This is a genomic window from Marivita sp., from assembly GCF_965656765.1.
Classification (GTDB): domain Bacteria; phylum Pseudomonadota; class Alphaproteobacteria; order Rhodobacterales; family Rhodobacteraceae; genus Marivita.
The window spans coordinates 1-24114 of sequence record NZ_CBFHLV010000032.1 but is presented as its reverse complement, the minus strand read 5'-3'; the positions used below and the strand labels follow the sequence as shown (position 1 = coordinate 24114).

The window sequence follows — 24114 nt, the reverse complement described above, 5'->3', positions numbered from 1 at the left end:
CTCGGTGCTTTGGCATGACATTAAGGCGACCGACCCGGGTGGAAAACCCGATTTTGACGTATGAGGCCTCTACCGCATGTCCAATCCCAAGTTCACCCGCGAAGAAGCGCTAGCCTTTCACCTCGAACCGACCCCCGGCAAGTGGGAGGTGCAGGCCACCGTTCCGATGACCACGCAGCGCGATCTTTCGTTGGCCTATTCCCCCGGTGTGGCTGTGCCGTGCGAGGACATCGCGAAAGACCCAGGTTTGGCCTATGACTACACCAACAAGGGCAACCTCGTCGCGGTGATTTCTAACGGAACGGCGGTCCTGGGTCTTGGTAATCTTGGTGCGCTTGGATCAAAGCCGGTGATGGAGGGTAAGTCGGTTCTGTTCAAGCGTTTTGCGGATGTGAATTCCATCGACATCGAGTTGGATACGGAAGACCCCGACGAGTTCTGCAAAGCTGTCCGCCTGATGGGCCCAACCTTTGGCGGAATCAACCTCGAAGACATCAAAGCGCCTGAATGCTTCATCATTGAACAGCGCCTCAAGGAAGAGATGGACATCCCGGTCTTCCATGATGATCAGCACGGGACGGCGGTGATCTGTGCGGCGGGGCTGCTGAATGCGCTGCATATCTCGGGCAAGAAGATCGAGGACGTGAAGATCGTTCTCAACGGTGCGGGTGCCGCGGGGATTGCGTGTATCGAATTGCTCAAACGGATGGGTGCGCGACACGAGAATTGCATCGTCGCGGACACCAAGGGCGTGATCTACCAAGGGCGCACCGAAGGCATGAACCAGTGGAAATCGGCGCATGCCGTCAAAACCGACGCGCGTTCATTGGAAGAAGCGATGGTCGGCGCAGACGTATTTCTTGGGGTGAGCGTCAAAGGTGCGGTCACGCAGGATATGGTGCGTTCTATGGCGGACAATCCGGTGATTTTTGCCATGGCTAACCCGGATCCTGAGATCACACCCGAAGAGGCGCATGAGGTGCGCATGGATGCGATCGTGGCCACGGGCCGCAGCGATTATCCAAACCAGGTGAATAACGTTCTTGGGTTCCCATATCTGTTTCGGGGTGCGCTGGACATTCACGCACGCGCTATCAACGATGAGATGAAGATCGCTTGTGCCGTGGCGTTGGCCGAGCTCGCGCGAGAGGATGTACCGGACGAGGTCGCGTTGGCCTATGGCAAAAACCTGACCTTTGGTCGTGACTACATCATCCCGACACCTTTTGATCCGAGGCTGATTCATCGCATTCCGCCAGCCGTTGCCAAGGCTGGTATGGATACCGGCGCGGCGCGGCGGCCCATCATCGATCTTGGTGCCTATGAGGAATCGCTCAAGTCGCGGATGGATCCGACGGCGAGTATTCTTCGTGGTATCAATGCGCGTGCGCGGACGGCGCAGGCGAGGATGATCTTTGCCGAAGGGGACGATCCCCGAGTATTGCGCGCTGCGGTCATGTATCAGCGGTCGGGTTTCGGCAAAGCACTTGTTGTCGGCCGAGAGGCTGACGTTAAAGCCAAGCTGGAAGAGGCTGGTTTGGGCGATGCTGTGCGTGAGGTCGAGGTGGTCAACGCAGCCAATACCCAGCACCTCGAGCGGTATAAACAGTTCCTTTATGAGCGCTTGCAGCGCAAAGGCCATGACCGTCAAGATATTCACCGCCTTTCGGCGCGCGACAGACATGTTTTTGCGGCTTTGATGCTTCAGCAGGGGCATGGTGATGCGCTTGTCACGGGGGCGACCAGAAAGTCGGCCCATGTGATGGAATTGATCAATCACGTCTTTGACGCTGATGCGTCGCATGGCGCGGCGGGCGTGACGGCGCTTTTGGTCAAAGGTCGCATTGTTTTGATCGCTGACACGCTTGTTCACGAATGGCCAGATGAAGAAGACCTTGCAAATATTGCCGAACGTGCGGCCGAAGTTGCACGGCTCATCGGCCTAGAGCCACGGGTCGCGTTTGTGTCGTTCTCGACCTTTGGCTACCCCGTTTCGGAACGGGCTGAAAAGATGCATATCGCGCCGCGCGTGTTGGATCGTCGCGGTGTGAATTTCGAATATGAAGGCGAAATGACCGTCGATGTGGCTCTGAACCGGGGCACTCAGAAGAACTATCCTTTCCAGCGACTGACGGGCCCCGCCAACATTCTGGTTGTGCCGGCCCGCCATTCGGCCTCTATCTCGGTCAAGTTGATGCAGGAAATGGCAGGGGCGACCGTCATTGGCCCTATCCTTGCGGGCGTGGATAAATCGATCCAGATTTGCTCAACCTCCAGCACGGCGAGCGATATTCTGAACATGGCGGTGCTTGCGGCGTGTAAAGGGCGCTAACGATGGCGGTTTTTAACCTTGGTTCAATCAATGCGGATCTGTTTTATCAGGTGCCACATTTGTTGGCGCCAGGTGAAACGCTTGCCTCGACTGATCACAGCCGTGGCCTAGGCGGCAAAGGCGCAAACATGTCTGTCGCCATTGCGCGTGCCGCAGCGCGAGTTGCGCATATTGGCGCGATCGGACGCGATGGGCGCTGGGCGGTCGAACGGCTTTTGGAATACGGTGTCGATACGCGGAACATCGTGGAATCTGATGTGGCCACCGGGCATGCAGTGATCATGGTTGATGATCAGGGTGAAAACGCCATTCTGCTGTTTCCAGGGGCCAATCGGGCAATAACAGAGACACATATTTCAACCGCACTGGAAGCGGCGACCGAGGCTGACACCTTTCTTTTTCAGAATGAAACATCTGTGCAGATCGAAGGCGCAACTCAGGCCTCAGCCAAAGGTATGCGCGTGGTTTACGCGGCGGCCCCCTTCGATGCTGACGCCGTGAAGGCCGTTCTTCCCTTGCTCGATATCCTCGTGATGAATGCCGTTGAGGCGCAACAATTGACGAATGCAACCGGGATCGGTCTAACGGGTCTGCCCGTAAGGGACGTGGTCGTGACTTTGGGTGGTGATGGCTGCCGTTGGATCAACACGGACGCGGGCACTGATCAGACCTTTCCAGCCATTCCCGTAACCCCGGTAGATACGACGGGAGCGGGCGACACGTTCACCGGGTACCTTGTTGCAGGATTGGATCGAGGTCTGCCGATCGAACAGGCGATATCCCTAGGCCAGCAGGCTGGCGCGATCATGGTGACGCGTCAGGGAACAGCTGACGTGATTCCGGACCTAAAAGATGTGCAGGACGCGCGCTTGGGTTAGTTGCCAACGAACGGCGCGTCATTTCCCCAAAGCTGCTTGATGCGCTCATCACGCCCACAGCCTTTGCGATACCGCTTGTAGGCGTCCTTTTGTTGAACTGCGCCAAAGCGGGTCAGCACGCGGTTTGTGCCTTTGTAGTAATCCTGATGGTAATCCTCGGCGTCGTAAAACGCTTTGGCATCCAGAATAGGTGTCACGATCTGACGACCTAGCGCCGCTTGCGCCTGTGCCTTTGCTTTTTCGGCTGCGGCGCGTTCGGCAGCGTTAGAGACGAATATTGCTGTTGCATAGCTTTGACCCCGGTCACAAAACTGACCTCCCGCGTCAGTGGGATCAATTGATCGGAAAAACAGGTTATACAACCGATCCCGGTCGATAACGCCGCTATCGTAGGTGATCTTGACCGCTTCGTAATGGCCAGTGCCGCCACGAGTTACTTGTTTGTAAGTCGGATTTTGCGTCGTGCCACCGGTATAGCCGGACACCGCTTCCTTTACGCCGCGCACTTTTTCAAAATCTGCTTCGACACACCAGAAACAACCACCGGCAACCACGATGTCACGGGTTTCTCCGGCATGGGCCTTGGTTGCGTGCAGGAACATACCTGCAACAATGGATAGGGCTAGCAGGACGGGATGTGAACGGCGAAGCGGGCGCATGGGGAACTCCTTGATTGTTTCGGTATCCTGCGCCGAAAGCGGGTCACTTCGCAAATTCTGCGCGGTGTCCTCACTTGAAGGTGAGATTGAGTTACCGCTTGCACGACATCTTTCAAACAGTACCGTCGCGCGCAGTTTGTCTGATTAGGAGTGTCTGACGATGCGATTGGCAATGTGGTCTGGGCCGCGCAATCTGTCGACGGCGATGATGTATTCTTTTGCTCAACGCGCCGATTTTTCAGTACTGGACGAACCGTTTTACGGACCTTATTTGCGTCTGACTGGCTTGGATCATCCGATGCGTCAGGTCATTTTGGATGATCGAACAGAAGACACTTTTGAGGTGGAACAGTCTCTAATTGGCCAACCTTTAGACGGCAAACCGCATGTTTATTACAAGCACATGTGTCAGCATATGATCGACAGAATACCGCGTGATTTCATGCGGGATTGTGTGAACGTCTTTCTGATCCGTCACCCGGCGCGCGTGGTGGCAAGTTTTGCCAAAGGGTATTCAGATCTGACCGCTGACGATATCGGTTTTGCAAAACAGGCCGAATTGTTCGATTATGTGCGGTCGTTGGGTCAAACCCCAATTGTGATCGACAGCGCCGATATCCGAGCCGATCCGCGCAAAATGTTACACAGGCTGTGTGATTCCATTGGCCTTGAATTTGATCCGGCAATGCTGACGTGGCCTGCTGGGCCAAAGCCCTATGACGGGGTTTGGGCGCCGCATTGGTACAAATCTCTGCATGCGACAACCGGGTTTGCTGGGCCGGAAGGGCCTTTGCCAAGTCTAAGCAATCGGCTTGCTGAGCTGGTGGACCGAACGCTGCCAGCATATCGCAAACTGGAGACACAAAAAATCGCCGGATAAAATTCTGTTTTCTGAAACTATCGCGACTTGCTGTTCGTGGCTGTTGGTGTCCGTGGGGCGCTTGCCTTGCGCAAAACAGGAGACAGACAATGAAATACGCACTCTCAACCACGATTTTTGCCTTGTCCGCATCTATTGCCATGGCGGCTGGCCATTCGATGGCACCCTCTGTTGATGCGATGGACCAAGACGTATCCGGTGGAACAGTGACTGCTTCCAGCGTTGTTGCCCCGGCAAATGGTTGGCTCGTTGTGCACCGCACCGGTGCTGACATGAAGCCTGGTCCCGTTGTTGGATACGCGCCTTTGAAAGAGGGTGAGAATTCTGACGTCGCAGCAATCCTTCAGGAGGACGTCACATCTGGTGAGATGCTGATGCTTATGGTGCACGGCGAAGATGGTGGGATGTCTACCGGTGTGTTCGAATACACGCTGGGTGCCAAAGAAGATGGCCCGATCCGCGTTGATGATGCCCTGGTGATGAAGGTTGTCACAGCGAACTGATACACAAAAAAGGCCCGCCGATTGGCGGGCCTTTTTCTAGGTTAGAGACTATTTTATTTTAAACGACGGTTCCGCGCGGCGAGCAGTTTCAGACGCAGCGCATTCAATTGAATGAACCCCTGTGCGTCTTTCTGATCGTAAGCACCGGCGTCTTCTTCAAACGTCACATGCGCTTCGGAATAGAGCGAATGATCCGACCAGCGGGCAACGGTGGTAACTGATCCCTTGTATAGCTTCACGCGGACAGTGCCGGTGACGTGTTCCTGACTCTTGTCGATCAGGGCCTGCATCATTTCCCGCTCGGGCGAATACCAGAAACCGTTATAGATCAACTCTGCATAGCGCGGCATGATCGAATCCTTGAGGTGGCCTGCACCGGAATCGAGTGTGATCTGTTCGATCCCACGATGCGCTTCAAGCAGAACTGTGCCGCCGGGTGTTTCATAGATGCCGCGCGACTTCATCCCAACAAAGCGGTTCTCCACAAGATCCAAACGACCGACGCCATGTTTGCCGCCCAGTTCATTCAGCTTGGTGAGGATCGTGGCTGGGCTCATTGCTTCGCCGTTTATCGCAACCGCATCGCCTTTTTCAAAAGTGATCTCGACCATTTCTGGTGTGTTAGGTGCGTCTTCGGGATGTACGGTGCGCTGGTACACGTAATCAGGCGCTTCCTGCGCCGGGTCTTCCAGTACCTTACCCTCGGAGGAGGTGTGCAGAAGGTTCGCATCGACCGAGAACGGCGCTTCACCGCGCTTGTCTTTGGCGATCGGGATTTGGTTCTTTTCGGCAAAATCCAGAAGCTTGGTCCGCGAGGACAGATCCCACTCGCGCCAAGGTGCGATCACCTTGATGTCAGGGTTGAGCGCGTAGGCGGCCAATTCGAAACGGACCTGATCATTGCCCTTGCCTGTTGCACCGTGGCTGACGGCATCGGCACCGGTTTCAGCGGCAATTTCGACCAAACGCTTGGAAATCAGTGGTCGCGCGATGGAAGTGCCGAGCAGGTAGAGGCCTTCATAAAGTGCGTTGGCGCGGAACATTGGGAAGACAAAGCCGCGCACGAATTCTTCGCGGACATCTTCGATATAAATGTTCTCGGGCTTGATCCCCAGCATTACCGCTTTTTCGCGGGCGGGTTCCAACTCTTCACCCTGGCCCAGATCGGCGGTGAAGGTCACAACCTCACACCCGTATTCGGTTTGCAACCATTTCAGAATGATCGAGGTATCGAGGCCACCGGAATAGGCCAGCACAACTTTTTTCGGCGCAGACATGGGTTTTCCTTTAACGGGTTTGCCGGGGCGATTACTTGTTTTTCAGGGCAGGGGCAAGAAGTGGCCGCTGAACAGGGCGATGGAAACAAGAAGGAGTATGTGATGAAGGGTTGGCAGATTTTCCGACATTCGTTCAATCTGGTGATGGCCAATCTGGATCAGGCGCTCCGCTTGTCCTTGGTCCTTTACCTCGTTCAAAGTTGCTACACGGTCTACAGTTTCCTCAATCCGCCGCAGACGATGGAGTTTGAGGGCACTGAGATTCCCATAATGGCGCCTGAAACGATCTTGCCGACTATTATTCTGGGTCTTTTGGCGGTGATCGCGAGCCTTTGGATCGCAGTGGCATGGCACCGCTTTGCTTTGACGGGTGAGACGACCAAAAGTTGGGTGCCACACTTTCATGGATCCGAGATCATGGGATATCTTGGTCGGTCTATCCTTATTGGGGTGTTGGTTGTGCTGGCTATCGTGGTTGTGTCGATTCCGGTAGGTATCATATCCCTCGGTCTGCCGGCGCTGGCCGGGCTGATGTCTTTGATCATGATCGGTGTGGCGGCTTATCTGTTTTTCCGACTTGGCATCATGCTGCCCGCCGCAGCACTTGGCGAAAGGCTTTCTTTGGCGAATGCATGGGACGCGACAAAAGGCCAAAGCGCCACGATACTTATGCTAGCATTGATCGTCGTTGGGGCGAGCGTCGTGATCCAATTGCCGTCTTGGTTCAATGACGACCCCAATTCGATCATCAACGTGGTCTACTCACTGGTGGTTAATTGGTTTGCAACAATCATTGGGATTTCGGTTCTCACCACGCTTTACGGGCATTTTGTCGAAAATCGGCCGATCGACTGACCGCTTGCGACATGCCGGAAAATCCCCAAGGGTGACGTATGACTGATTTTACCCAATCCGCGCGTGACGCGACCCAAGCGATGCGTGATGTGTTCCCGCCAACGCCTTTGCAGCGCAATGCGCACTTGTCCGAACAATACGGCGCTGAAATTTACTTGAAACGCGAAGACCTTTCACCGGTCCGGAGTTACAAGCTACGCGGTGCCTTCAATGCCATGCGCAAAAGGCCCGATGCTGACCTGTTTGTCTGTGCCAGTGCGGGCAATCACGCACAGGGTGTTGCATTCATGTGCCGGCATTTTGGCAAGAAAGGCGTGATCTTCATGCCGGTGACGACACCGCAGCAGAAGATACAGAAAACGTCGATGTTTGGTGGCGACAGCATCGAGATCCGTCTCACTGGCGATTATTTCGATGATACGCTTGCTTCTGCCCAAGCATTCTGCGCCGAGGCGGGCGGGCATTTTCTGTCCCCATTCGACGATGAAGACGTGATCGAGGGCCAAGCCAGCGTAGCAGTCGAGGTGATCGAACAGCTTGGCAAAACCCCTGACCACATCGTTTTGCCTGTAGGTGGTGGCGGTCTTTCTGCCGGGATGCTGAGCTATCTGGGGACAGAGTGCCAGTATACGTTTGTCGAACCTGCGGGCGGGGCTTGCCTGCGCGCGGCGCTTGAAGCCGGCAAACCGGTTCGGCTGGACTACGTGAATACATTCGCCGATGGCGCTGCCGTCGGTCAGATCGGCCAGAAGACATTTGCGCGGTTAAACGGCATCGGTTTGGCGAACACTCTGACGATCAAAGAAGACCGCCTGTGTACCACGATCCTTGAGATGCTTAATGTTGAGGGGATCGTACTGGAACCTGCCGGTGCGCTGTCGGTTGATGCGCTCCAGGATTTGGGTCAGTCGATCAAAGGACGTACAGTGGTGTGTGTGACCACTGGCGGTAACTTTGACTTTGAACGCTTGCCCGAAGTCAAGGAACGCGCCCAGAAATTCCTTGGTTTAAAGAAGTATTTCATCCTTCGATTGCCGCAGCGGCCAGGAGCGTTGAAGGACTTCTTGGGCTTTCTTGGCCCAGAGGATGACATCGCCCGATTCGAGTACCTAAAAAAATCTGCGCGGAACTATGGTTCCGTCCTGATCGGGATCGAAACGCGGGATGCTGGTAGTTTTGGCCGCCTGTTCGGGCAGCTTGATTCGGCAGGATTTACGTATCAAGACATCACCGATGACGATCTGCTGTCGCAATTCGTGATCTGATGGTTTTCGATGGTGCGACGGCGATTGTCACCGGCGCTGGACAAGGCATTGGTGCGGCCCTGGCCCGCGCATTGGCCGCCCGAGGTACGCGTGTTCTGGTCAATGATCTTTCTGGCGATCTGGCCTCGCGTATCGCGGATGAGATTGGTGGTGTTCCCCACCAAGGGGATTTGAGTGATCTGGGTTCGATTCGGGATATGATCTCAACCGCGCAAGATGAGCTTGGGTCAATCGACATGCTGTTTTCGAACGCAGGCTTTGCGCTTGGCGAACCTGATGGGCCGACATCCCAATCGGATGAACATTGGCAGAAAAGCTGGAATCTGCATGTCATGGCGCATCTTCGTGCGTCGCGGCTGCTTGTTCCGCAGATGGTCGAACGGGGTTCCGGCGCACTGGTCAATGTTGCGTCGGCGGCAGGCGTTTTGTCCCAGATTGGGGACGCCGCTTATTCCGCGACCAAACACGCCGCGGTCAGCCTTGCACAGTCGCTGGCGATTGAACATGGCGCGGACGGTGTGCATGTCTCAGTCGTTTGCCCGCTTTATGTGGCAACACCTTTGCTGGGTTATGACGCCAGTTCGACAGAGCATCCATCGGGTGTGATCGCGCCCGAGGCTGTGGCTGAGGCGACACTAAGGGGGATCGAGGATGGGCAGTTTATGATCTACCCGCACCCCGAGGCGCAGACTTTTTTCGAACAGCGTGCTGCCGACACGGACCGCTGGATTGGTGGAATGCAGCGGTTGCGCCAAAGGGTCAAAGAACAGGCCGAAGGATCAGATCCTGCGTCGATCTATCGCTTTATCTAGGCTGCAAAGCGTTGGGCATATTCGGTTTCGAATAAAGCCCGTGATTGTGCATACAGGTTTTTCAGGCTTGCAATATCAACGTTAATCTGTTCGTTTGCAGCGTTTTCCTCGCCTTTGCTGCACATGTCGGACAGATCAGCAAAGCCTAGATTGAGCGCGGATCCTTTGAGAAAATGCATCAGTTCCTGCATTTGAGGTGCGTCATTCACCGCGTCGTTGAGTTGGGACAGCGTATCTTCCACTTCCATTAGAAACAGTTCAGCCACCTCGTCAAAGTCTTCTGCGCCGATTTCGCCCCGCAATTCAGCCACGCGTGTCCAGTCGATCATGCATCCCTCCATCACCGGCTTGCTAGCAGCCAAAGATGAACAGAACGCAACAATCAGGCTCGGAATGTGAAAAGTTTTAACGGTAACCTCTGCTTAAGAAACGCCGCCTAAACGGTTTTCGGGGGCCGACGCATGGGTTGGTGAATGGTTATGTTACAGAGCGCGAGGTTTGCGTTCCCTGATGGGCAAGACGATCATCTGCGCCGCATTCTTGTGGTCGATGACAGTCGCGCACAGCGTCGGATCCTCACCCTTATGCTCAAGCGGTGGGGCTTTGACGTGGTCGAGGCTGAAAATGCTGAACATGGCTTGGATTTGTGCGAAACGTTCCAGCCCGATTTCATCATTTCCGATTGGATGATGCCGGGGATGAGCGGGATTGATTTCTGTTCAGCTTTTCGCGCATCCGCCCGCGCATCTTATGGTTATTTTATTCTTCTGACGTCGAAATCGGAAAAAGCCGCTGTTGCGTCTGGGCTTGAATCTGGCGCTGATGATTTTCTGACAAAGCCGGTGAATGGGGACGAATTGCGCGCGCGCATCAATGCTGGTGTCCGCATCTTGTCGATGGCGCATGAACTGCGCTCTAAGAACGCAGTTATTGCTGACACCTTAAGCGAACTGCAAACAATTCATGCCTCAATCGACAAAGACCTGCAACAGGCGCGGGTGCTACAGGAATCGCTGATGCCGATCCGAACAAGGGAGTATGGAAAAAGCCGGGTGAGTCTTTTGCTTCAATCCTGTGGTCATGTCGGAGGTGATCTAGCTGGGACGTTTGGCGCACAAAATGACGAATTCGGCTTGTTTAGTCTCGATGTATCGTGGCATGGCATCACGTCAGCCATGATGACTGCGCGCGTGGCCGGGTATTTGAGTTCGGATTACCCGGACGAAAATCTGGCTTTGGACCATAGTGGCAACGGGTACGAATTCCTAAGACCCAAGCGGCTGGCAGAACGCCTTAACAGTCGGGTTGTTGGCCAGAAAGGAGTTACCGAATATCTGACATTGGCCTACATGCATGTCTGCCCAAAATCCGGGCAGGCGCGCTTTGTGCAGGCCGGGCATCCACCGCCGTTGTTGCTACGCAAAAGTGGTAAGGCTGAGTTTATCGGCGAGGGTGGATTGCCTATCGGTTTGATTGAAGACGCGGCATTTAATGACCACGTTGTTCAGCTTGCGCCGGGCGATCGCATCCTTCTTTATACCGACGGTTTCACTGAGGCGGTGTTGCCGGATGGATCTTTACTTGAAGAGGACGGGTTGCTGTCTTTGGTCGCTTCGGTCCCGAATGAGTGTTTCGGGCCCGATTTCTTGGACGCGCTATACAATACCTTAAAGCGAGATATTGTGGCATCAGCTGATGTTGATGATGATATTTCAGCCGCGCTTTTGGAATATGGGGGCCCGTGACGCAAACCTTGCCACGAAATCGCGGTCGCCCGAATTGGCCAGCTGTTCTAATGCAGCGTCAGTGCTCATCCACAGCGCGGTATGATCAGGTTCAAGAGGATCACCATACTGCATGACCGGCAGTGCCATATAGATCAAGCAAAGCTTTTCCGCCCAAAGATCGTATTCCGGCATGTATGTGAACCGCCGGTATGCACCCAGTCGGATGGGCCGCGCAACGCGCCAGCCGGTTTCTTCGTACACTTCGCGAACTAAAGCCTGAATGGGGGATTCGCCGGGATCGACGCCGCCACCGGGCAATTGCACCTCGGGTTCTGGCGCATCCTGGTGCGTTAATAGCAGACCGTCGCCAACCGGCAGAATAGCATATGCCCCTGTTCTAAGAGTGTAGGAGCGTCCAGATTCCGGGACGTCACCAAACCTGCGCATCATGTCATTCCCCTTCTGCCCCTTGGACCTGCCGGATCGTCTCTTATATAGTCCCGCACATGCCGGAGGTCGGCAAGCAAGGAAAATCCATGACACTCGGATCGAAAATCGCCTGGGACGACACCGTCCTGCCATTTCAACTTGACCGTTCGGACATTCGTGGACGAGTGGCGCGCCTTGATGGCGTGTTGAGCGGTATCCTCAAGCAGCACAACTATCCGCCTGCTGTTGAGGCGTTGGTGGCCGAGATGGCATTGTTGACTGCGCTGATTGGTCAGACAATCAAACTGCGCTGGAAGCTGTCGCTTCAGGTTCAGACAAAAGGTGCCGTGCGCATGATCGCGACAGATTTCTATGCGCCCGAGGCCGAAGGCGAACCAGCACGGATTCGTGCTTATGCCAGCTTTGATCCCGAACGCGTGACCGATGGACCTGCGATGTCGCAGATTGGCGAGGGTTATTTCGCCATTCTCATGGATCAGGGGCAGGGTATGCAGCCGTATCAGGGTATTACACCGCTGACCGGCGGCACATTGGCGAGTTGTGCCGAAGCGCATTTCGCGCAATCCGAACAACTTCCGACAAAGTTTGCGCTAAGCTTTGGGCAGTCCACTGAACCGGGTGTTGCCCAGCACTGGCGGGCGGGCGGTATTATGGTGCAGCACATGCCGAAGGCATCGCCCTTTGCCACGGATGGCGGGTCTGGAGAAGGCGGCTTGTTGCACCCAGAGGATCTGCTGAACGAGGACGAAGGCGAACACTGGAACAGGGTCAACTTCCACCTTGCTACGGTAGAGGATATGGAGCTGATCGGCCCTTCGTTGCCGGCAACCGATCTGTTGTTCCGGCTTTTTCACGAGGAAGGTCCGCGTGTTTTTGATGCGTTGCCGGTGCGGTTTGGCTGTACCTGTTCAGAAGATCGCGTTCGCCAAAGCCTGTCGATCTATTCAGCCAAGGACATCGCGACGATGACGACCGATGAAGGTCGGGTCACGGCGGATTGCCAGTTCTGCGGTGCGCATTATGACCTTGATCCGTCAACCGTCGGGTTTGAGGCCGACGAGGTGTCGGGTGAATGACCGCGCCCGGATTGAAGCGGCGCTGCTGCAGAATAGTACGGCGTCCTCTGACTTTGATCTGAACCCTGATGTGGTTTTGCCGGTGGGGCGCAAATTGCGCCCCGCTGGTGTTCTTGTGCCTGTGATGGCGACGACTAATGGTGCAGAGGTGCTTTTGACCAAGCGGTCATCACGGCTCAAGCATCATCCCGGGCAGATTGCGTTTCCTGGCGGCAAGCAAGATGACGTTGATGCCGATGTGACTGCTGCCGCTTTGCGCGAGGCTGAAGAAGAGGTTGGTTTACCCCGAGGGCATGTCGATATTCTTGGCACGATGCCAACCCATGAAACCGTAACAGGGTTTCTTGTGACGCCAGTTATTGGTTGGATAGATCGGGATTTCGATATTGTTCCGGAACTCGGCGAAGTGGCCGAAGTGTTCCGTGTTCCTTTGGCACATGTTACGGATGCCGGCCTTTTTTCGGTCCAATCCAGACGTTGGCGGGGCACACGTCGACACTACTATACCGTGCCTTTCGGTCCCTATTACATCTGGGGCGCCACTGCGCGAATTCTACGGAGTCTCGCCGAGCGGATGGAGGCGACATGAAGGTTTCCGGCGACTGGTTAACGGCCAATGCAACTCAGGCTGTGTTCCGTGCTTTACAGGCGCAAGGGAATGCGGCTTTTGCTGTTGGCGGCTGCGTACGCAATGCGTTGATGCATGTTCCAGTGACCGACGTGGACATCGCTACGGATGCCACGCCTGAACAAGTTCAATCCCTAGCCGAAGCAGCAAGCCTCAAGCCAGTGCCGACCGGGATCGACCACGGCACAATCACCGTAGTTTCGGCTGGGACAGGCTACGAAGTGACAACGTTTCGCGCCGATACCGAGACGGATGGACGCCATGCTATCGTGCGATTTTCAACCGATATGACAGAAGACGCCGCGCGTAGGGATTTCACGATGAACGCGCTTTATGCCGATGCAGATGGTACGGTGATCGACCCGTTGAACGGGTTGCCTGATTTGCTGGCGCGTCGGGTTCGATTTATCGGAAATCCGCAGGATCGGATTGCCGAGGACTACCTGCGCATCCTTCGGTTCTTTCGGTTTGCTGCTTGGTATGGCGACCCCGACCATGGCTTTGACGCCGATGCACTAGGCGCAATTGCAAACAGTCTGGATGGGTTATCAGGCCTTTCTTGCGAACGCATTGGCGGTGAGGTGATCAAGCTTTTGTCAGCGTCAAATCCGGCCCCCGCGGTCGGGTCGATGGCGCAGACAGGTGTATTGTATGCGGTGTTGCCCGGTAGTGATCCGCGTGCGTTGGCACCCTTGGTTCATCTGGAAAACTCTTTGCTCTGTTTGCCTGACCCGTTGCGCAGACTGGCCAGTATCGGTGTTTTCGATGGCACTTCCCTACGTCTGTCCAAGAAGGATCAGCGTCGACTTGCGCAGTATCAGAGCCTGATTCCATCCTCTGAATCCGCGAAGGAGCTGGGATACAGACATGGCGCAGAGATCGGGCGGGATGTTCTGTTGTTGCGGTCAGCGATGCTGGAAGCCCCGTTTGATCCGGGTGCAATTGAGCTGGTGGACATTGGTGCAGAAGCGAAGTTTCCGGTCAAACCCGGCGATCTGATGCCAACCTATACTGGTGCTGCGTTGGGCGAAAAGCTCCGTGAACTTGAGGATCGTTGGATCGCCTCAGGCTTTGCCCTGACTAAATCCGACCTTCTCGGCTAAGCGGGTTCCCTCTGTCAAAAAGCCGGGCTAGGGTTGCGGTGTCATACGGGCGATACCGAACATTGTTTTCCCTTAAAGCTCTGGCTGCACGCTGAAACGCGTGGCCTAGGGTCTATTCATTCTTCAAGGAGACCGTTTGGTGTTCCGCTTTTTTGAAAACCTGGTGGACCCATACGGCCCCTATGACGAAAAGGACACGCCGCCCGCGCGGTTGTTGCCCTTCATGCTGGACTACGCGCGCCCGTTCAAACGCATCTTTGTCTACGCTACGATTATGTCGATCATCGTTGCCGCGATCGAGATTGGGCTTATCTGGGTAATGGGCTGGGTTGTCGACATCCTCGCCGGTGATCCGACCGACGTGTGGGAGGCTTATGGCGGCTGGCTCATTGCTTTGGCAGTGTTTATCCTGTTTGTCCGCCCGGCATTACAGGCCTTGGATGTTCTGCTGCTCAACAACACGATCCTTCCGAACTTTGGCACGCTCATTCGTTGGCGGGCGCATAAACATGTTCTAAGGCAGTCTGTCGGCTGGTTCGAAAACGATTTCGCCGGGCGGATCGCCAACCGCATCATGCAAACGCCCCCTGCCGCGGGCGAAGCCGTGTTTCAGGTCTTCGATGCGATCACCTTTTCCTTGGCCTACGTCATTGGCGCGCTTGTCCTACTGGGTCAGGCAGATCCGCGCTTGGCTATACCGCTGGTCGGGTGGCTGTTCCTGTACGGTGCACTTGTCATGTGGACAGTCAAACGTGTCGGCCCTGCGTCGCAAGCTGCGTCTGATGCAAGGTCCGAGGTGACAGGCCGTGTGGTGGACAGCTACACCAACATCCATTCAGTCAAAATGTTCGCACATAACAACACCGAACTGGATTACGCCAAGGACGCCATCGAAAACACCCGCCGCACCTTTCAGTACGAAATGCGGTTGTTCACCATCATGGATGTGGTGCTTGTCACGCTGAATGGTTTGCTGATCGTCGCTGTTGTCGGATGGGCGTTTTGGCTGTGGATGCAGGGCCAAGCCAGTGTCGGCGTTGTGGCTGCGGCAACCGCTCTGACACTGCGGCTGAACGCGATGACCGGATGGATCATGTGGGCGCTGACGTCGTTTTTCCGGCAGCTGGGTGTCGTCGCCGAGGGCATGCAAACCATCGCCCAACCGATCACTTTGGTCGATGATACTCAAGCGCAACCACTAAAGTTGGACAAAGGCAAGATCGAAATTCAGTCTCTAACACACCATTATGGGCGTAAATCCGGTGGGTTGGATGCGATTGATCTGATAATTGAGCCTGGCGAAAAAGTTGGCCTGATTGGACGGTCCGGTGCTGGCAAATCGACCTTGGTCAAACTTCTTTTGCGGTTTTACGATCCGGAAAGCGGGCGCATCCTGATTGATGGTCAAGACATCACCAAGGTCACGCAAGACAGCCTTCGTTTGTCGATTGGTATGGTGCAGCAGGACAGTTCGCTTTTGCACCGTTCGGTGCGTGAAAACATCCTGTATGGTCGCCCGGATGCGACAGAGGCCGATGTGATCGCCGCGACGAAACAGGCGCAGGCGGATGAGTTCATCCAGAACTTGCAGGATCCGCAAGGACGCACTGGATACGATGCGCAGGTTGGTGAACGGGGTGTGAAACTGTCTGGTGGGCAACGCCAACGCGTGACGCTGGCTCGCGTTGTGCTCAAAAATGCGCCGATCCTTTTGTTAGACGAGGCCACCAGCGCGCTTGATTCCGAGGTCGAGGCAGCCATTCAAGACACGCTGTATGGCATGATGGAAGGCAAGACGGTTATTGCCATCGCGCACCGCTTGTCGACCATTGCGCATATGGATCGGATTCTGGTCATGGATCAGGGCAAGATTGTTGAGCAAGGTACGCATGACGCGCTTTTGGCACAGGGTGGACTATATGCTGGGTTCTGGGCCCGCCAGTCTGGCGGGTTCATTGATCCCGATACGAAGGCAGCGGAATAAATGCGGCAAATCTATCAATCTCTGATCCTGCGGGCCGGCAATCAGATCGACCCTGATACGCCTGCTTTGGGTGTGCCGCCGCTTGAACTTCGGGCGTTTATGGCATGGTGCCTGCGTGGGGGTTGGCGAGTTGTCTGGCTGGGCGTGGCTATCTCGGTTCTTGCGGGGATCACCGAGGTTGTATCCATGCGGCTTTTGGGAAGCGTCGTGGATGCGGTCGCAGAAACGCCAACGAACGGTTTCGTGTCGGATCACGGCTGGCTGATTGTCGCGTGTTTGTTTGTCTTGCTTATCGCACGCCCTTTGCTCTTCGGCGGACTGGCGCTGACCCAGTCGGTTATGATCGGACCGAATATTGGAATGCAGGTCATGGCCCGCATGTTCAGATGGACGCTTGGCCAGTCTGTGACGTTCTTTGATAATGATTTTGCGGGTCGGCTTGCGCAAAAGAAAATGCAGGCTTCAAATTCGCTGACCGAGATCGTGATTGAAACGGTGAACGCGGTGACCTTTGGGCTTGCAACGGTCTTGGGCACTGCGTTTCTGGTTGGTGCAATCAACCTTTGGATGGTTGCTGCTCTGGTGGTCTGGTTCGCGGCTTATGTTCTTTTCCTGCGGGTCATGTTGCCCGTTATTCGAGGTCGTTCTGCCGCCCGTGCCGAAGCAAAGGCGCAGGTCACGGGACAGGTGGTCGATACGATCAGCAACATCAAGACTGTCAAACTCTTTGCTGGGGATCGGCACGAAGATGATAAAGCACTCGGCGCGTTGGAAGATCTACGCGGCGCAGCGCTTCGGTTTGGCGAGGCGCAGACCTTGTTTCGTCTTGGCCTAATGTTTATCGCCGGGGTGCTTCCGGTGGTTGTTGTTGGCATGGCTATTGCGTTGCGCGGAACCGGAGTAACTCCGGGCGAAGTGGCTGCTGTTGGTGCAGTTGGAATCCGGTTGTCTCAGATGACGGGTTGGATCAGCTACACGATGATGGTGATTTACGGCCATATCGGTGAAGTCGAGGACGGGATGAACACGCTCGCCCCGTCACATCGGATTGACGATTCCCCTAAGGCACTTGATCTTGAGGTGCCAAAAGGGCGCGTGCATTTTGACGACGTGTCCTTTGCCTATGGCCAGCGCGAAGGTGGGATCGAAGGGATTACGCTTGATATCGCGCCCAACGAGAAACTTGCGATTGTTGGTGCATCGGGTGCCGGGAAATCGACTCTCGTGTCTTTGCTTTTGCGTCTCTATGACACTGAAAAAGGGGTCATTCGGATTGATGGTCAGTCGATCTCAGAGGTCACGCAACACAGCCTGCGACGCAAGATCGGAATGGTCACGCAGGAAACTGCGATGTTCAATCGCTCCGCGTTGGATAACATCCGTTATGGTCGACCCGATGCAACCGAAGCCGACGTGTTTGAGGCAGCGCGCAAAGCCGAAGCGCATGAGTTCATTCTTGGTCTAGAGGACCATCTCGGGCGCAAAGGATACGACGCGCATCTTGGGGAGCGCGGGGTCAAGCTTTCGGGTGGTCAGCGTCAGCGCATCGCGCTTGCTCGGGCGATTGTGAAAGACGCCCCGATCCTTGTGCTGGACGAGGCCACAAGCGCTTTGGATTCTGAGGTCGAGGCTCAGATCCAGTCGGCATTGGATCGCGTGATGCAGGGCAAGACTGTTCTCGCTATCGCGCACCGGCTATCTACCATCGCGAGCATGGATCGGATCGTTGTCCTGGATCACGGCCGCATTGCCGAGGTCGGTACTCATGACGCGCTTTTGGCCCAAGGGGGTCTCTATGCCCGCTATTGGGACAGGCAGTCGGGCGGGTTCATCGGCGCAGAGGCAGCTGAATGAACGCCATTTCACGCTTGATAAGACCGTTTGAACCTGCGGATGGGCCACCACCGCAGGCGATACTGCCCTTCATGCGCTGGGCATTGCGTGGCGCGGAACGTGCCATTCTCATTGCTTTTGCCATCACGTTCATCACCGGCATCTCTGAATTGGTCGCCGCGCGCTTTACCGGGTGGGTGATTGATCAAACCGCCATTGCAGAGCAAGGCGCGTTTTGGGCGACGTTCTGGCCTATCGTGGTTGTCGGTGTCCTGTTCTTTCTCGTGGTCCGACCTTTGATCTTTGTAATGGATGCGGGGGTCACCAGTATCCTGCTTGGTCCAAACCTCTATCCGATGGTCCTTGCCCGTCTAAATCAGCACACGCTGGGCCATTCAATGCAGTTTTTTGAAAACGATTTTGCCGGTCGTCTGAGCCAAAAAGCTCTGCAAACTGCCCGCGCGTTGACTGATCTCGTGATCGAGGTGTCGGATGTCGTGATCTACTCGCTCGCCATGTTCGTCGGTGCGTTTTTCCTCATGGCTGGCGTTGATTCCCGTCTGTTGCTGGTGTTCGTGGTTTGGGCGGTATTTTACGCCGCTGCATTGCGATATTTCATTCCGCGCGTGCAGAAACGATCAAAGGCGCGGGCCGGTGCACGCACGCAAGTGACGGGGCAGGTTGTAGACATCTATTCTAACATTGCTGCAGTAAAGCTGTTCGCCCGCGACGCAGATGAAGATGGGGCAACCCGTGCCGCACTTGATGCCTACCGGGAACGGTCGCTTGAGTTTGGCACGCTGTCCGCGGTGTTCCGTATGGTGCTGATGACTTTGGGTGGCATTCTGCCTCTGTTTGCCATTCTCGGCGCGCTTTGGCTTTGGAGTAAGGGAAGCGCCACCGCCGGGGATATCGCAATGACTGCTATGGTCACGACGCGTCTGTCTATGTTGACCAACCGTTTGGGTCGCGTTGCAATGTCGATCTTTACCAACATTGGTGAGGTGGAGGACGGGATCGGCACGCTGACACCAGAACACGCGATCACCGACCGGCCCAATGCCCAGGACAGTGCACCACGTGGAGCGGTTCACTTTGACGATGTCACCTTTGCTTATGGTGGTGCGAACCAAGCGTTGACCTCATTCGATCTGCGGATTGGTGAGGGCGAAAAGGTTGCTTTGGTCGGCGCATCCGGTGCTGGGAAATCCACGGTCGTGTCGCTGCTATTGCGGCTCTATGACGTGGAAAAAGGCAAGGTCACGCTTGGTGGGACCGATATCCGCGACGTGACGCAAACTGCCCTTCGTAAAGATATCTCGGTCGTGCGGCAGGAAACATCGATGTTCAATCGTTCTGCGATGGAGAACATTCGTTACGGGCGTCCAGAGGCCACGGATGAAGAGGTTTTTGAGGCTGCACAGCGCGCTTCGGCACATGAATTCATTCTCGGCCTCGTCGATCACCGGGGGCGCAAAGGCTATGAGGCGCATCTGGGCGAGCGGGGCGTCAAGCTGTCTGGTGGACAACGTCAACGCGTCGCCCTTGCTCGGGCCATCCTCAAGGACGCGCCTATTCTCGTGCTGGACGAGGCGACCAGCGCGCTTGATTCCGAAGTTGAGGCTGAAATCCAATCAGCGCTGGATCATGTGATGCAGGGCAAGACCGTTCTTGCCATCGCCCACCGTCTGTCCACCATCGCCAGCATGGACCGCATTGTTGTTATGGATGGTGGGCGCATCGTCGAGGTTGGCACGCACGATGTTCTCTTGGCCAAGGGCGGGCTTTATGCGCGGTATTGGGACCGGCAGTCTGGTGGCTTTATCGGGGCCGAAGCCGCCGAATAACTCTCGACCCGCGTCGCTGGCTGAGGCACAAGCCGCGTCATGACAACAGTTACGATCAAAAGACTGGGCCATCTGGGCGACGGCATTGCCGATGGTCCGATCTATGTGCCCTCTGCGCTTCCCGATGAAGTGGTCAGCGGTACGTTGGATGGTGAACATCTGCGCGATCCCAAGATCGACACACCGTCGGAAAACCGGGTCAAACCGCCGTGCAGCCATGCGAAATCCTGTGGTGGCTGTCAGTTGCAGCACGCATCTGATGCATTTGTATCTGGCTGGAAGCGCGATGTGGTGCGACAGGCGCTTGCAGCGCAGGGCATCGCGATTGAACTGAACGACCCGATCATGTCGCCAGCACAGTCCCGCCGTCGCGCGACTTTTTCTGTGCGCCGCACAAAGAAAGGTGCGCTGGCCGGATTTCACATGAAGGCGTCTGACACGATTATTTCGGTCCCAAATTGCCAATTGATGCACCCCGAACTGACCGCTGCCTTGCCGATGGTAGAGGCGCTGGGCGTGCTTGGGGGATCGCGAAAAGGGGAATTGTCAGTTCTGGTGACACGTACGGACAGCGGACTGGATGTTTCGGTGCTGGGCGGCAAAGAGATGGATGTGGACCTGCATCAATCGCTTGCTGAACTTGCGCGCGAATACGACCTTGCCCGTATCGCTTGGGATGGCGAAATCGCGCTGCAGCGTCGTGCGCCGGTTTTGAAGCTTGGAACGGCCGAGGTCACGCCGCCGCCGGGTGGGTTTTTGCAAGCCACCAAGGAGGGGGAAACTGCTCTGGTTGACGCGGTGAAACAGGCTCTGACAGGGGCCAAACGTGTGGCTGACCTGTTCGCGGGCTGCGGCACCTTTGCGTTGCCACTGGCGCGCGATGCTATGGTGCATGCGGTCGAGGGTGACCGGGATATGGTCAACGCTTTGGATCATGCGTGGCGCAATGCGGAGGGTCTCAAGCGCATCACACACGAAGTACGCGATCTTTTCCGCAATCCGCTTCTGCCTGAAGAGATGGCCAAGTATGACGCCGTGGTAATCGACCCACCGCGTGCCGGGGCAGCAGCGCAGGTGGCCAAGCTTGCAAATGCTAAGATTCCTCGAATTGCCCATGTTTCGTGCAATCCGGCGACCTTTGCGCGGGATACTGCCACCCTGATCCGGGCCGGATACGATGTTGAATGGGTTCAGGTGGTTGATCAATTCCGCTGGTCGACCCATGTGGAACTTGTGGCGCTGTTGCGCCGAAGCAATTAAAGAGGCAGCGCAATGCGCAACAAGGTGGCCGCGTTTCTTGAGCAGTCGTGGGTAACGAATTTCATCGTTGGGGTCATCCTGTTCAACGCGGTGTTGCTTGGGATGGAGACATCTGATGCAATTATGACCAGTATTGGGCCGCTGATCCTTCTGCTCGACAGCCTGTGCTTGATGATCTTCGTGGTCGAAATCGCCCTGAAGCTGTTCGCACGCGGTTGGCGCTTTTTCAAAAGCGGTTGGAACATCTTTGATTTTTTCATCGTTGGAATCGCATTGGTGCCGGCAACCCAAGGCTTCTCTGTGCTGCGGGCGTTGCGCATACTGCGGGTGTTGCGCGTTATTTCAGCTGCACCGCGCCTGCGGCGGGTGGTCGAGGGCTTCATCACAGCGCTGCCGGGTATGGGCAGCGTTTTCCTATTGATGGCGTTGATCTTTTACATTGGCGCAGTGATGGCGACCAAGTTGTTCGGTGATGCGTTTCCCGATTGGTTCGGCGATCTCGGCCGGTCAGCCTATTCCCTCTTCCAGATCATGACGCTCGAATCCTGGTCGATGGGCATTGTGCGCCCGGTGATGGAGGTTTTCCCCTGGGCTTGGGCGTTCTTTGTGCCATTCATCATGGTCACGACGTTTGCGGTGGTTAACCTACTGGTTGGTCTCATCGTGAACTCTATGCAGGATGCTCATGCCGAGGAATCGAACGAAAAGACCGATGCCTACCGCGATCAGGTGTTGGCGCGACTCGAGGCGATCGAAAAGCGACTGGATCAGCGGTAACCTGCTGATCGCGACTCACGGTTTCGTTTTCCCGAACACCCGGTTGTCTGGTACTGTTGTAAAAAACAAACTGGGCAGTTCTGACAATGTTTCGAATTTTGTGTCTTATGACGCTTCTTTTTGGCCTGACGGCCTGTGGGAAGTTTCCCACCTATGATGGCCCAGAGGTGACACGGGTCGTTGTGCAAAAGGCAGATCGCAAGATGTACCTCTTGCACCACAACGCCATCCTCAAGACCTATGATATTGGTTTGGGTTTTGCGCCCGAAGGTCACAAACAGATCGAGGGCGATGGCCGCACGCCGGAAGGTGAGTACCTGATCGACCGCCGCAATCCCAACAGCAGCTTTTATTTGTCAATCGGAATCGACTATCCCAGAGCGCGGGATGTTGCAGCAGCGCGAGAGTTGGGAAAATCCCCCGGTGGCGATATCTTCATTCATGGGCGACCGTGGAAGAATCGCAAAGGCGGGCGCGACTGGACATGGGGATGTATTGCCGTGACCAACCGTGAAATGCGCGAGATTTATTCGATGGTGAAAAACGGAACGCCAATCACGATCAACCCGTAAGGAAGGTCAGGTGCACTGACCCATTTTTTCGCACGCGAAACATTGGGTCCGCGTCGGACCTATGTCACGATGGCGCGTTCACGGGTGTGAACCCGGTTTCGTTTGGCGCGCCCAGAATCAGGTTCCACCAGATCTTGCCGTTCGATTCTTGAAACCACGAGAAGCCCATTTCCCGAGCCGATGGATCAAGAATCACCGTTCGCGTGTTCTCGGCCTCCATCCAGGCGCCAAGCGTTTCAAGCTCGGTTTCGTACGTCTCAGAAATCGCCTCACCGACAAGGCGTCCGTTATATCCAGCGCGCTGGATTCGCGTGATTGGGGACGATCCGTCAGACCCAAAATGCCATGGCCGGTTTTGCACGCTCATGTCCCGGGCATGGGTGGCCGCGGCAGCGTTCAAACGGGCATTAAGTTCAAGTGGTTGCGCCCCAGAGGCCTGGCGCAATGCATTGAGCGCATCAAGCATCCTGAACTGAATACGTCCGGTGTCACCCGCCCTAATGCGATACACCTTGGGGAGCGGTTTTCCGTCAGGACCAAGCGTCGGCGTCGGAGGCGCGCCAGCACAGGCCGTGAGGGCCATGGCAGCTGCACCCATGAGAAATGTCGAACGCTTCATTGTATCATGCCCCAAGAATTTCCGTATCCGGGCTTAGACTCAGTCACGGGTGGGATCAAACACACAAAGCCGAGATTTGCCGATATGACATTCCTTTGAATTGCGACTGAGGCATTCACGCCATATAGAATACCCTGTAGTTTCCATATCCCTTTGCACACGAAGAGGCCATGAAATGGCAAATAGTCCACGTTTCCCCGTGAATCGCCGCAGTTTTCTGGCGGGGTCAGCCGCATTCGCCGCAACCCCTGTGGTTGCCCAAGATGTGAACGATGGCTCCACGATCGAGATTGAGCGCGACCTTTCCCAGATCGTTCGCCGCAATATTTCAAGCTTTCGCACGTTGGATTGGCGACCGTATTTCAGCGATCTCAACAATGGTGCCATCCTGGTCGACATCGATTCGCGTGCCTTGCACTACTGGGAAGACAACGGAAACTATCGGCTGTATCCATCTTCTGTACCGCTGACTGACGATTTGACGCGCCGGGGTCGAACGCGGGTAACACTCAAGGATCCAGAGCCGGATTGGCGACCGACTCCGTCGATGAAAATCCGCAATCCCGAATGGCCAGATTACGTGCCTCCGGGACCGGACAATCCCCTTGGCACACGGGCGCTACACCTAAGCTGGACGTATTATCGCATCCACGGAACACACGATACGCGTAAGATCGGACGCCGGTCTTCGAATGGCTGCATCGGACTTTACAATGAACATATCGAAGAACTTTACGAGTTGGCGAAAGTCGGCACGCAGGTGTTGCTAATTTGACG

Annotated in this window: 23 protein-coding genes; 18 read left to right on the top strand and 5 right to left on the bottom strand. The window is 55.7% G+C overall.

Features of this window, described 5'->3' with window-relative positions; genetic code table 11:
• Nucleotides 1-76: 76 nt before the first annotated feature.
• Together ACTG4M_RS10330 and ACTG4M_RS10325 are read left to right on the top strand one after the other, a co-directional pair.
• Complete coding sequence (locus tag ACTG4M_RS10330) at nt 77-2332, top strand: NADP-dependent malic enzyme (protein ID WP_439123575.1); 2256 nt, start codon at nt 77-79, stop codon at nt 2330-2332.
• A gap of 2 nt (nt 2333-2334) precedes the next feature.
• Nucleotides 2335-3210: a ribokinase gene (locus ACTG4M_RS10325; protein ID WP_439123574.1), complete on the top strand. Its 876-nt coding sequence runs from the start codon at nt 2335-2337 to the stop codon at nt 3208-3210.
• Here the strand turns inward: ACTG4M_RS10325 and msrA are convergent.
• Nucleotides 3207-3869: a peptide-methionine (S)-S-oxide reductase MsrA gene (gene msrA, locus ACTG4M_RS10320; protein WP_439123573.1), complete on the bottom strand. Its 663-nt coding sequence runs from the start codon at nt 3867-3869 to the stop codon at nt 3207-3209. The two genes, ACTG4M_RS10325 and msrA, sit on opposite strands and share 4 nt — an antisense overlap.
• A 160-nt stretch (nt 3870-4029) precedes the next feature.
• Here msrA and ACTG4M_RS10315 point away from each other — a divergent pair, with 160 nt between their 5' ends.
• Nucleotides 4030-4749, top strand: a complete 720-nt coding sequence (locus ACTG4M_RS10315) for an HAD family hydrolase (RefSeq protein ID WP_439123572.1) — start codon at nt 4030-4032, stop codon at nt 4747-4749.
• Nucleotides 4750-4838: 89 nt separating this feature from the next.
• Nucleotides 4839-5252 (top strand): DUF7282 domain-containing protein, encoded by a 414-nt coding sequence (locus ACTG4M_RS10310; protein WP_439123571.1) that lies wholly within the window; start codon nt 4839-4841, stop codon nt 5250-5252.
• A gap of 53 nt (nt 5253-5305) precedes the next feature.
• Here the strand turns inward: ACTG4M_RS10310 and ACTG4M_RS10305 are convergent, their stop codons facing one another.
• Nucleotides 5306-6529 (bottom strand): argininosuccinate synthase, encoded by a 1224-nt coding sequence (locus ACTG4M_RS10305; RefSeq protein ID WP_439123570.1) that lies wholly within the window; start codon nt 6527-6529, stop codon nt 5306-5308.
• A 102-nt stretch (nt 6530-6631) separates the two neighbouring features.
• Between ACTG4M_RS10305 and ACTG4M_RS10300 the strand changes: the two genes are divergently transcribed.
• Genes ACTG4M_RS10300 through ACTG4M_RS10290 form a run of 3 tightly spaced genes read left to right on the top strand, consistent with a single transcriptional unit; the run spans nt 6632 to nt 9461 of the window.
• Nucleotides 6632-7384, top strand: coding sequence for a hypothetical protein (locus ACTG4M_RS10300; protein ID WP_439123569.1), 753 nt, complete (start codon nt 6632-6634; stop codon nt 7382-7384).
• Nucleotides 7385-7422: 38 nt separating this feature from the next.
• A complete protein-coding gene (ilvA, locus tag ACTG4M_RS10295; RefSeq protein WP_439123568.1) occupies nt 7423-8649 on the top strand; it encodes a threonine ammonia-lyase IlvA in 1227 nt (408 codons plus the stop codon).
• Entirely contained in the window at nt 8649-9461 is an 813-nt protein-coding gene (locus ACTG4M_RS10290; RefSeq protein WP_439123567.1) for an SDR family NAD(P)-dependent oxidoreductase, read from the top strand. The genes ilvA and ACTG4M_RS10290 overlap by 1 nt, the downstream gene beginning before the upstream one ends.
• Here the strand turns inward: ACTG4M_RS10290 and ACTG4M_RS10285 are convergent.
• Nucleotides 9458-9790 (bottom strand): Hpt domain-containing protein, encoded by a 333-nt coding sequence (locus tag ACTG4M_RS10285; RefSeq protein ID WP_439123566.1) that lies wholly within the window; start codon nt 9788-9790, stop codon nt 9458-9460. The two genes, ACTG4M_RS10290 and ACTG4M_RS10285, sit on opposite strands and share 4 nt — an antisense overlap.
• Before the next feature lie 150 nt (nt 9791-9940).
• Between ACTG4M_RS10285 and ACTG4M_RS10280 the strand changes: the two genes are divergently transcribed.
• Complete coding sequence (locus ACTG4M_RS10280; RefSeq protein WP_439123565.1) at nt 9941-11206, top strand: PP2C family protein-serine/threonine phosphatase; 1266 nt, start codon at nt 9941-9943, stop codon at nt 11204-11206.
• Here ACTG4M_RS10280 and ACTG4M_RS10275 read toward each other — a convergent pair.
• Entirely contained in the window at nt 11174-11638 is a 465-nt protein-coding gene (locus tag ACTG4M_RS10275) for an NUDIX domain-containing protein (protein WP_439123564.1), read from the bottom strand. The two genes, ACTG4M_RS10280 and ACTG4M_RS10275, sit on opposite strands and share 33 nt — an antisense overlap.
• Before the next feature lie 86 nt (nt 11639-11724).
• Here ACTG4M_RS10275 and ACTG4M_RS10270 point away from each other — a divergent pair, with 86 nt between their 5' ends.
• From ACTG4M_RS10270 to ACTG4M_RS10230, 9 genes are all read left to right on the top strand, one after another.
• Nucleotides 11725-12714, top strand: coding sequence for an Hsp33 family molecular chaperone HslO (locus ACTG4M_RS10270; protein WP_439123563.1), 990 nt, complete (start codon nt 11725-11727; stop codon nt 12712-12714).
• Nucleotides 12707-13303, top strand: coding sequence for a CoA pyrophosphatase (locus ACTG4M_RS10265; protein WP_439123562.1), 597 nt, complete (start codon nt 12707-12709; stop codon nt 13301-13303). Before ACTG4M_RS10270 ends, ACTG4M_RS10265 begins: the two co-directional genes overlap by 8 nt.
• Nucleotides 13300-14445 carry a CCA tRNA nucleotidyltransferase gene (locus tag ACTG4M_RS10260; protein WP_439123561.1) on the top strand — a complete coding sequence of 382 codons (1146 nt, stop codon included), beginning with the start codon at nt 13300-13302 and terminating at the stop codon, nt 14443-14445. Before ACTG4M_RS10265 ends, ACTG4M_RS10260 begins: the two co-directional genes overlap by 4 nt.
• 139 nt (nt 14446-14584) lie before the next feature.
• Nucleotides 14585-16429 (top strand): ABC transporter ATP-binding protein, encoded by a 1845-nt coding sequence (locus ACTG4M_RS10255; protein WP_439123560.1) that lies wholly within the window; start codon nt 14585-14587, stop codon nt 16427-16429.
• Nucleotides 16430-18283, top strand: coding sequence for an ABC transporter ATP-binding protein (locus ACTG4M_RS10250; protein ID WP_439123559.1), 1854 nt, complete (start codon nt 16430-16432; stop codon nt 18281-18283).
• Nucleotides 18280-20109 (top strand): ABC transporter ATP-binding protein, encoded by a 1830-nt coding sequence (locus tag ACTG4M_RS10245; RefSeq protein WP_439123558.1) that lies wholly within the window; start codon nt 18280-18282, stop codon nt 20107-20109. The genes ACTG4M_RS10250 and ACTG4M_RS10245 overlap by 4 nt, the downstream gene beginning before the upstream one ends.
• A gap of 39 nt (nt 20110-20148) precedes the next feature.
• Complete coding sequence (locus ACTG4M_RS10240) at nt 20149-21369, top strand: class I SAM-dependent RNA methyltransferase (protein ID WP_439123557.1); 1221 nt, start codon at nt 20149-20151, stop codon at nt 21367-21369.
• 12 nt (nt 21370-21381) lie between these two features.
• Nucleotides 21382-22146: an ion transporter gene (locus ACTG4M_RS10235; protein ID WP_439123556.1), complete on the top strand. Its 765-nt coding sequence runs from the start codon at nt 21382-21384 to the stop codon at nt 22144-22146.
• Between the two features lie 107 nt (nt 22147-22253).
• Entirely contained in the window at nt 22254-22718 is a 465-nt protein-coding gene (locus tag ACTG4M_RS10230; RefSeq protein WP_439123555.1) for a L,D-transpeptidase family protein, read from the top strand.
• A gap of 64 nt (nt 22719-22782) precedes the next feature.
• Here the strand turns inward: ACTG4M_RS10230 and ACTG4M_RS10225 are convergent, their stop codons facing one another.
• Nucleotides 22783-23337, bottom strand: coding sequence for a CAP domain-containing protein (locus ACTG4M_RS10225; RefSeq protein WP_439123554.1), 555 nt, complete (start codon nt 23335-23337; stop codon nt 22783-22785).
• A gap of 175 nt (nt 23338-23512) precedes the next feature.
• Between ACTG4M_RS10225 and ACTG4M_RS10220 the strand changes: the two genes are divergently transcribed.
• Nucleotides 23513-24112, top strand: a complete 600-nt coding sequence (locus ACTG4M_RS10220) for a L,D-transpeptidase (protein WP_439123553.1) — start codon at nt 23513-23515, stop codon at nt 24110-24112.
• The last annotated feature ends 2 nt before the right edge of the window (nt 24113-24114 follow it).

What these genes read in the sequence shown, in the direction of transcription:
- msrA (WP_439123573.1), bottom strand. Translation starts at nt 3,869, where the DNA reads ATGCGCCCGCTTCGCCGTTCACATCCCGTCCTGCTAGCCCTATCCATT.
- ACTG4M_RS10245 (WP_439123558.1), top strand. Translation starts at nt 18,280, where the DNA reads ATGAACGCCATTTCACGCTTGATAAGACCGTTTGAACCTGCGGATGGG.
- ACTG4M_RS10235 (WP_439123556.1), top strand. Translation starts at nt 21,382, where the DNA reads ATGCGCAACAAGGTGGCCGCGTTTCTTGAGCAGTCGTGGGTAACGAAT.
- ACTG4M_RS10310 (WP_439123571.1), top strand. Translation starts at nt 4,839, where the DNA reads ATGAAATACGCACTCTCAACCACGATTTTTGCCTTGTCCGCATCTATT.
- ACTG4M_RS10280 (WP_439123565.1), top strand. Translation starts at nt 9,941, where the DNA reads ATGTTACAGAGCGCGAGGTTTGCGTTCCCTGATGGGCAAGACGATCAT.
- ACTG4M_RS10220 (WP_439123553.1), top strand. Translation starts at nt 23,513, where the DNA reads ATGGCAAATAGTCCACGTTTCCCCGTGAATCGCCGCAGTTTTCTGGCG.
- ACTG4M_RS10285 (WP_439123566.1), bottom strand. Translation starts at nt 9,790, where the DNA reads ATGATCGACTGGACACGCGTGGCTGAATTGCGGGGCGAAATCGGCGCA.
- ACTG4M_RS10260 (WP_439123561.1), top strand. Translation starts at nt 13,300, where the DNA reads ATGAAGGTTTCCGGCGACTGGTTAACGGCCAATGCAACTCAGGCTGTG.
- ACTG4M_RS10225 (WP_439123554.1), bottom strand. Translation starts at nt 23,337, where the DNA reads ATGAAGCGTTCGACATTTCTCATGGGTGCAGCTGCCATGGCCCTCACG.
- ilvA (WP_439123568.1), top strand. Translation starts at nt 7,423, where the DNA reads ATGACTGATTTTACCCAATCCGCGCGTGACGCGACCCAAGCGATGCGT.
- ACTG4M_RS10270 (WP_439123563.1), top strand. Translation starts at nt 11,725, where the DNA reads ATGACACTCGGATCGAAAATCGCCTGGGACGACACCGTCCTGCCATTT.
- ACTG4M_RS10305 (WP_439123570.1), bottom strand. Translation starts at nt 6,529, where the DNA reads ATGTCTGCGCCGAAAAAAGTTGTGCTGGCCTATTCCGGTGGCCTCGAT.
- ACTG4M_RS10230 (WP_439123555.1), top strand. Translation starts at nt 22,254, where the DNA reads ATGACGCTTCTTTTTGGCCTGACGGCCTGTGGGAAGTTTCCCACCTAT.
- ACTG4M_RS10330 (WP_439123575.1), top strand. Translation starts at nt 77, where the DNA reads ATGTCCAATCCCAAGTTCACCCGCGAAGAAGCGCTAGCCTTTCACCTC.
- ACTG4M_RS10240 (WP_439123557.1), top strand. Translation starts at nt 20,149, where the DNA reads ATGACAACAGTTACGATCAAAAGACTGGGCCATCTGGGCGACGGCATT.
- ACTG4M_RS10315 (WP_439123572.1), top strand. Translation starts at nt 4,030, where the DNA reads ATGCGATTGGCAATGTGGTCTGGGCCGCGCAATCTGTCGACGGCGATG.
- ACTG4M_RS10290 (WP_439123567.1), top strand. Translation starts at nt 8,649, where the DNA reads ATGGTTTTCGATGGTGCGACGGCGATTGTCACCGGCGCTGGACAAGGC.
- ACTG4M_RS10250 (WP_439123559.1), top strand. Translation starts at nt 16,430, where the DNA reads ATGCGGCAAATCTATCAATCTCTGATCCTGCGGGCCGGCAATCAGATC.
- ACTG4M_RS10300 (WP_439123569.1), top strand. Translation starts at nt 6,632, where the DNA reads ATGAAGGGTTGGCAGATTTTCCGACATTCGTTCAATCTGGTGATGGCC.
- ACTG4M_RS10325 (WP_439123574.1), top strand. Translation starts at nt 2,335, where the DNA reads ATGGCGGTTTTTAACCTTGGTTCAATCAATGCGGATCTGTTTTATCAG.
- ACTG4M_RS10275 (WP_439123564.1), bottom strand. Translation starts at nt 11,638, where the DNA reads ATGATGCGCAGGTTTGGTGACGTCCCGGAATCTGGACGCTCCTACACT.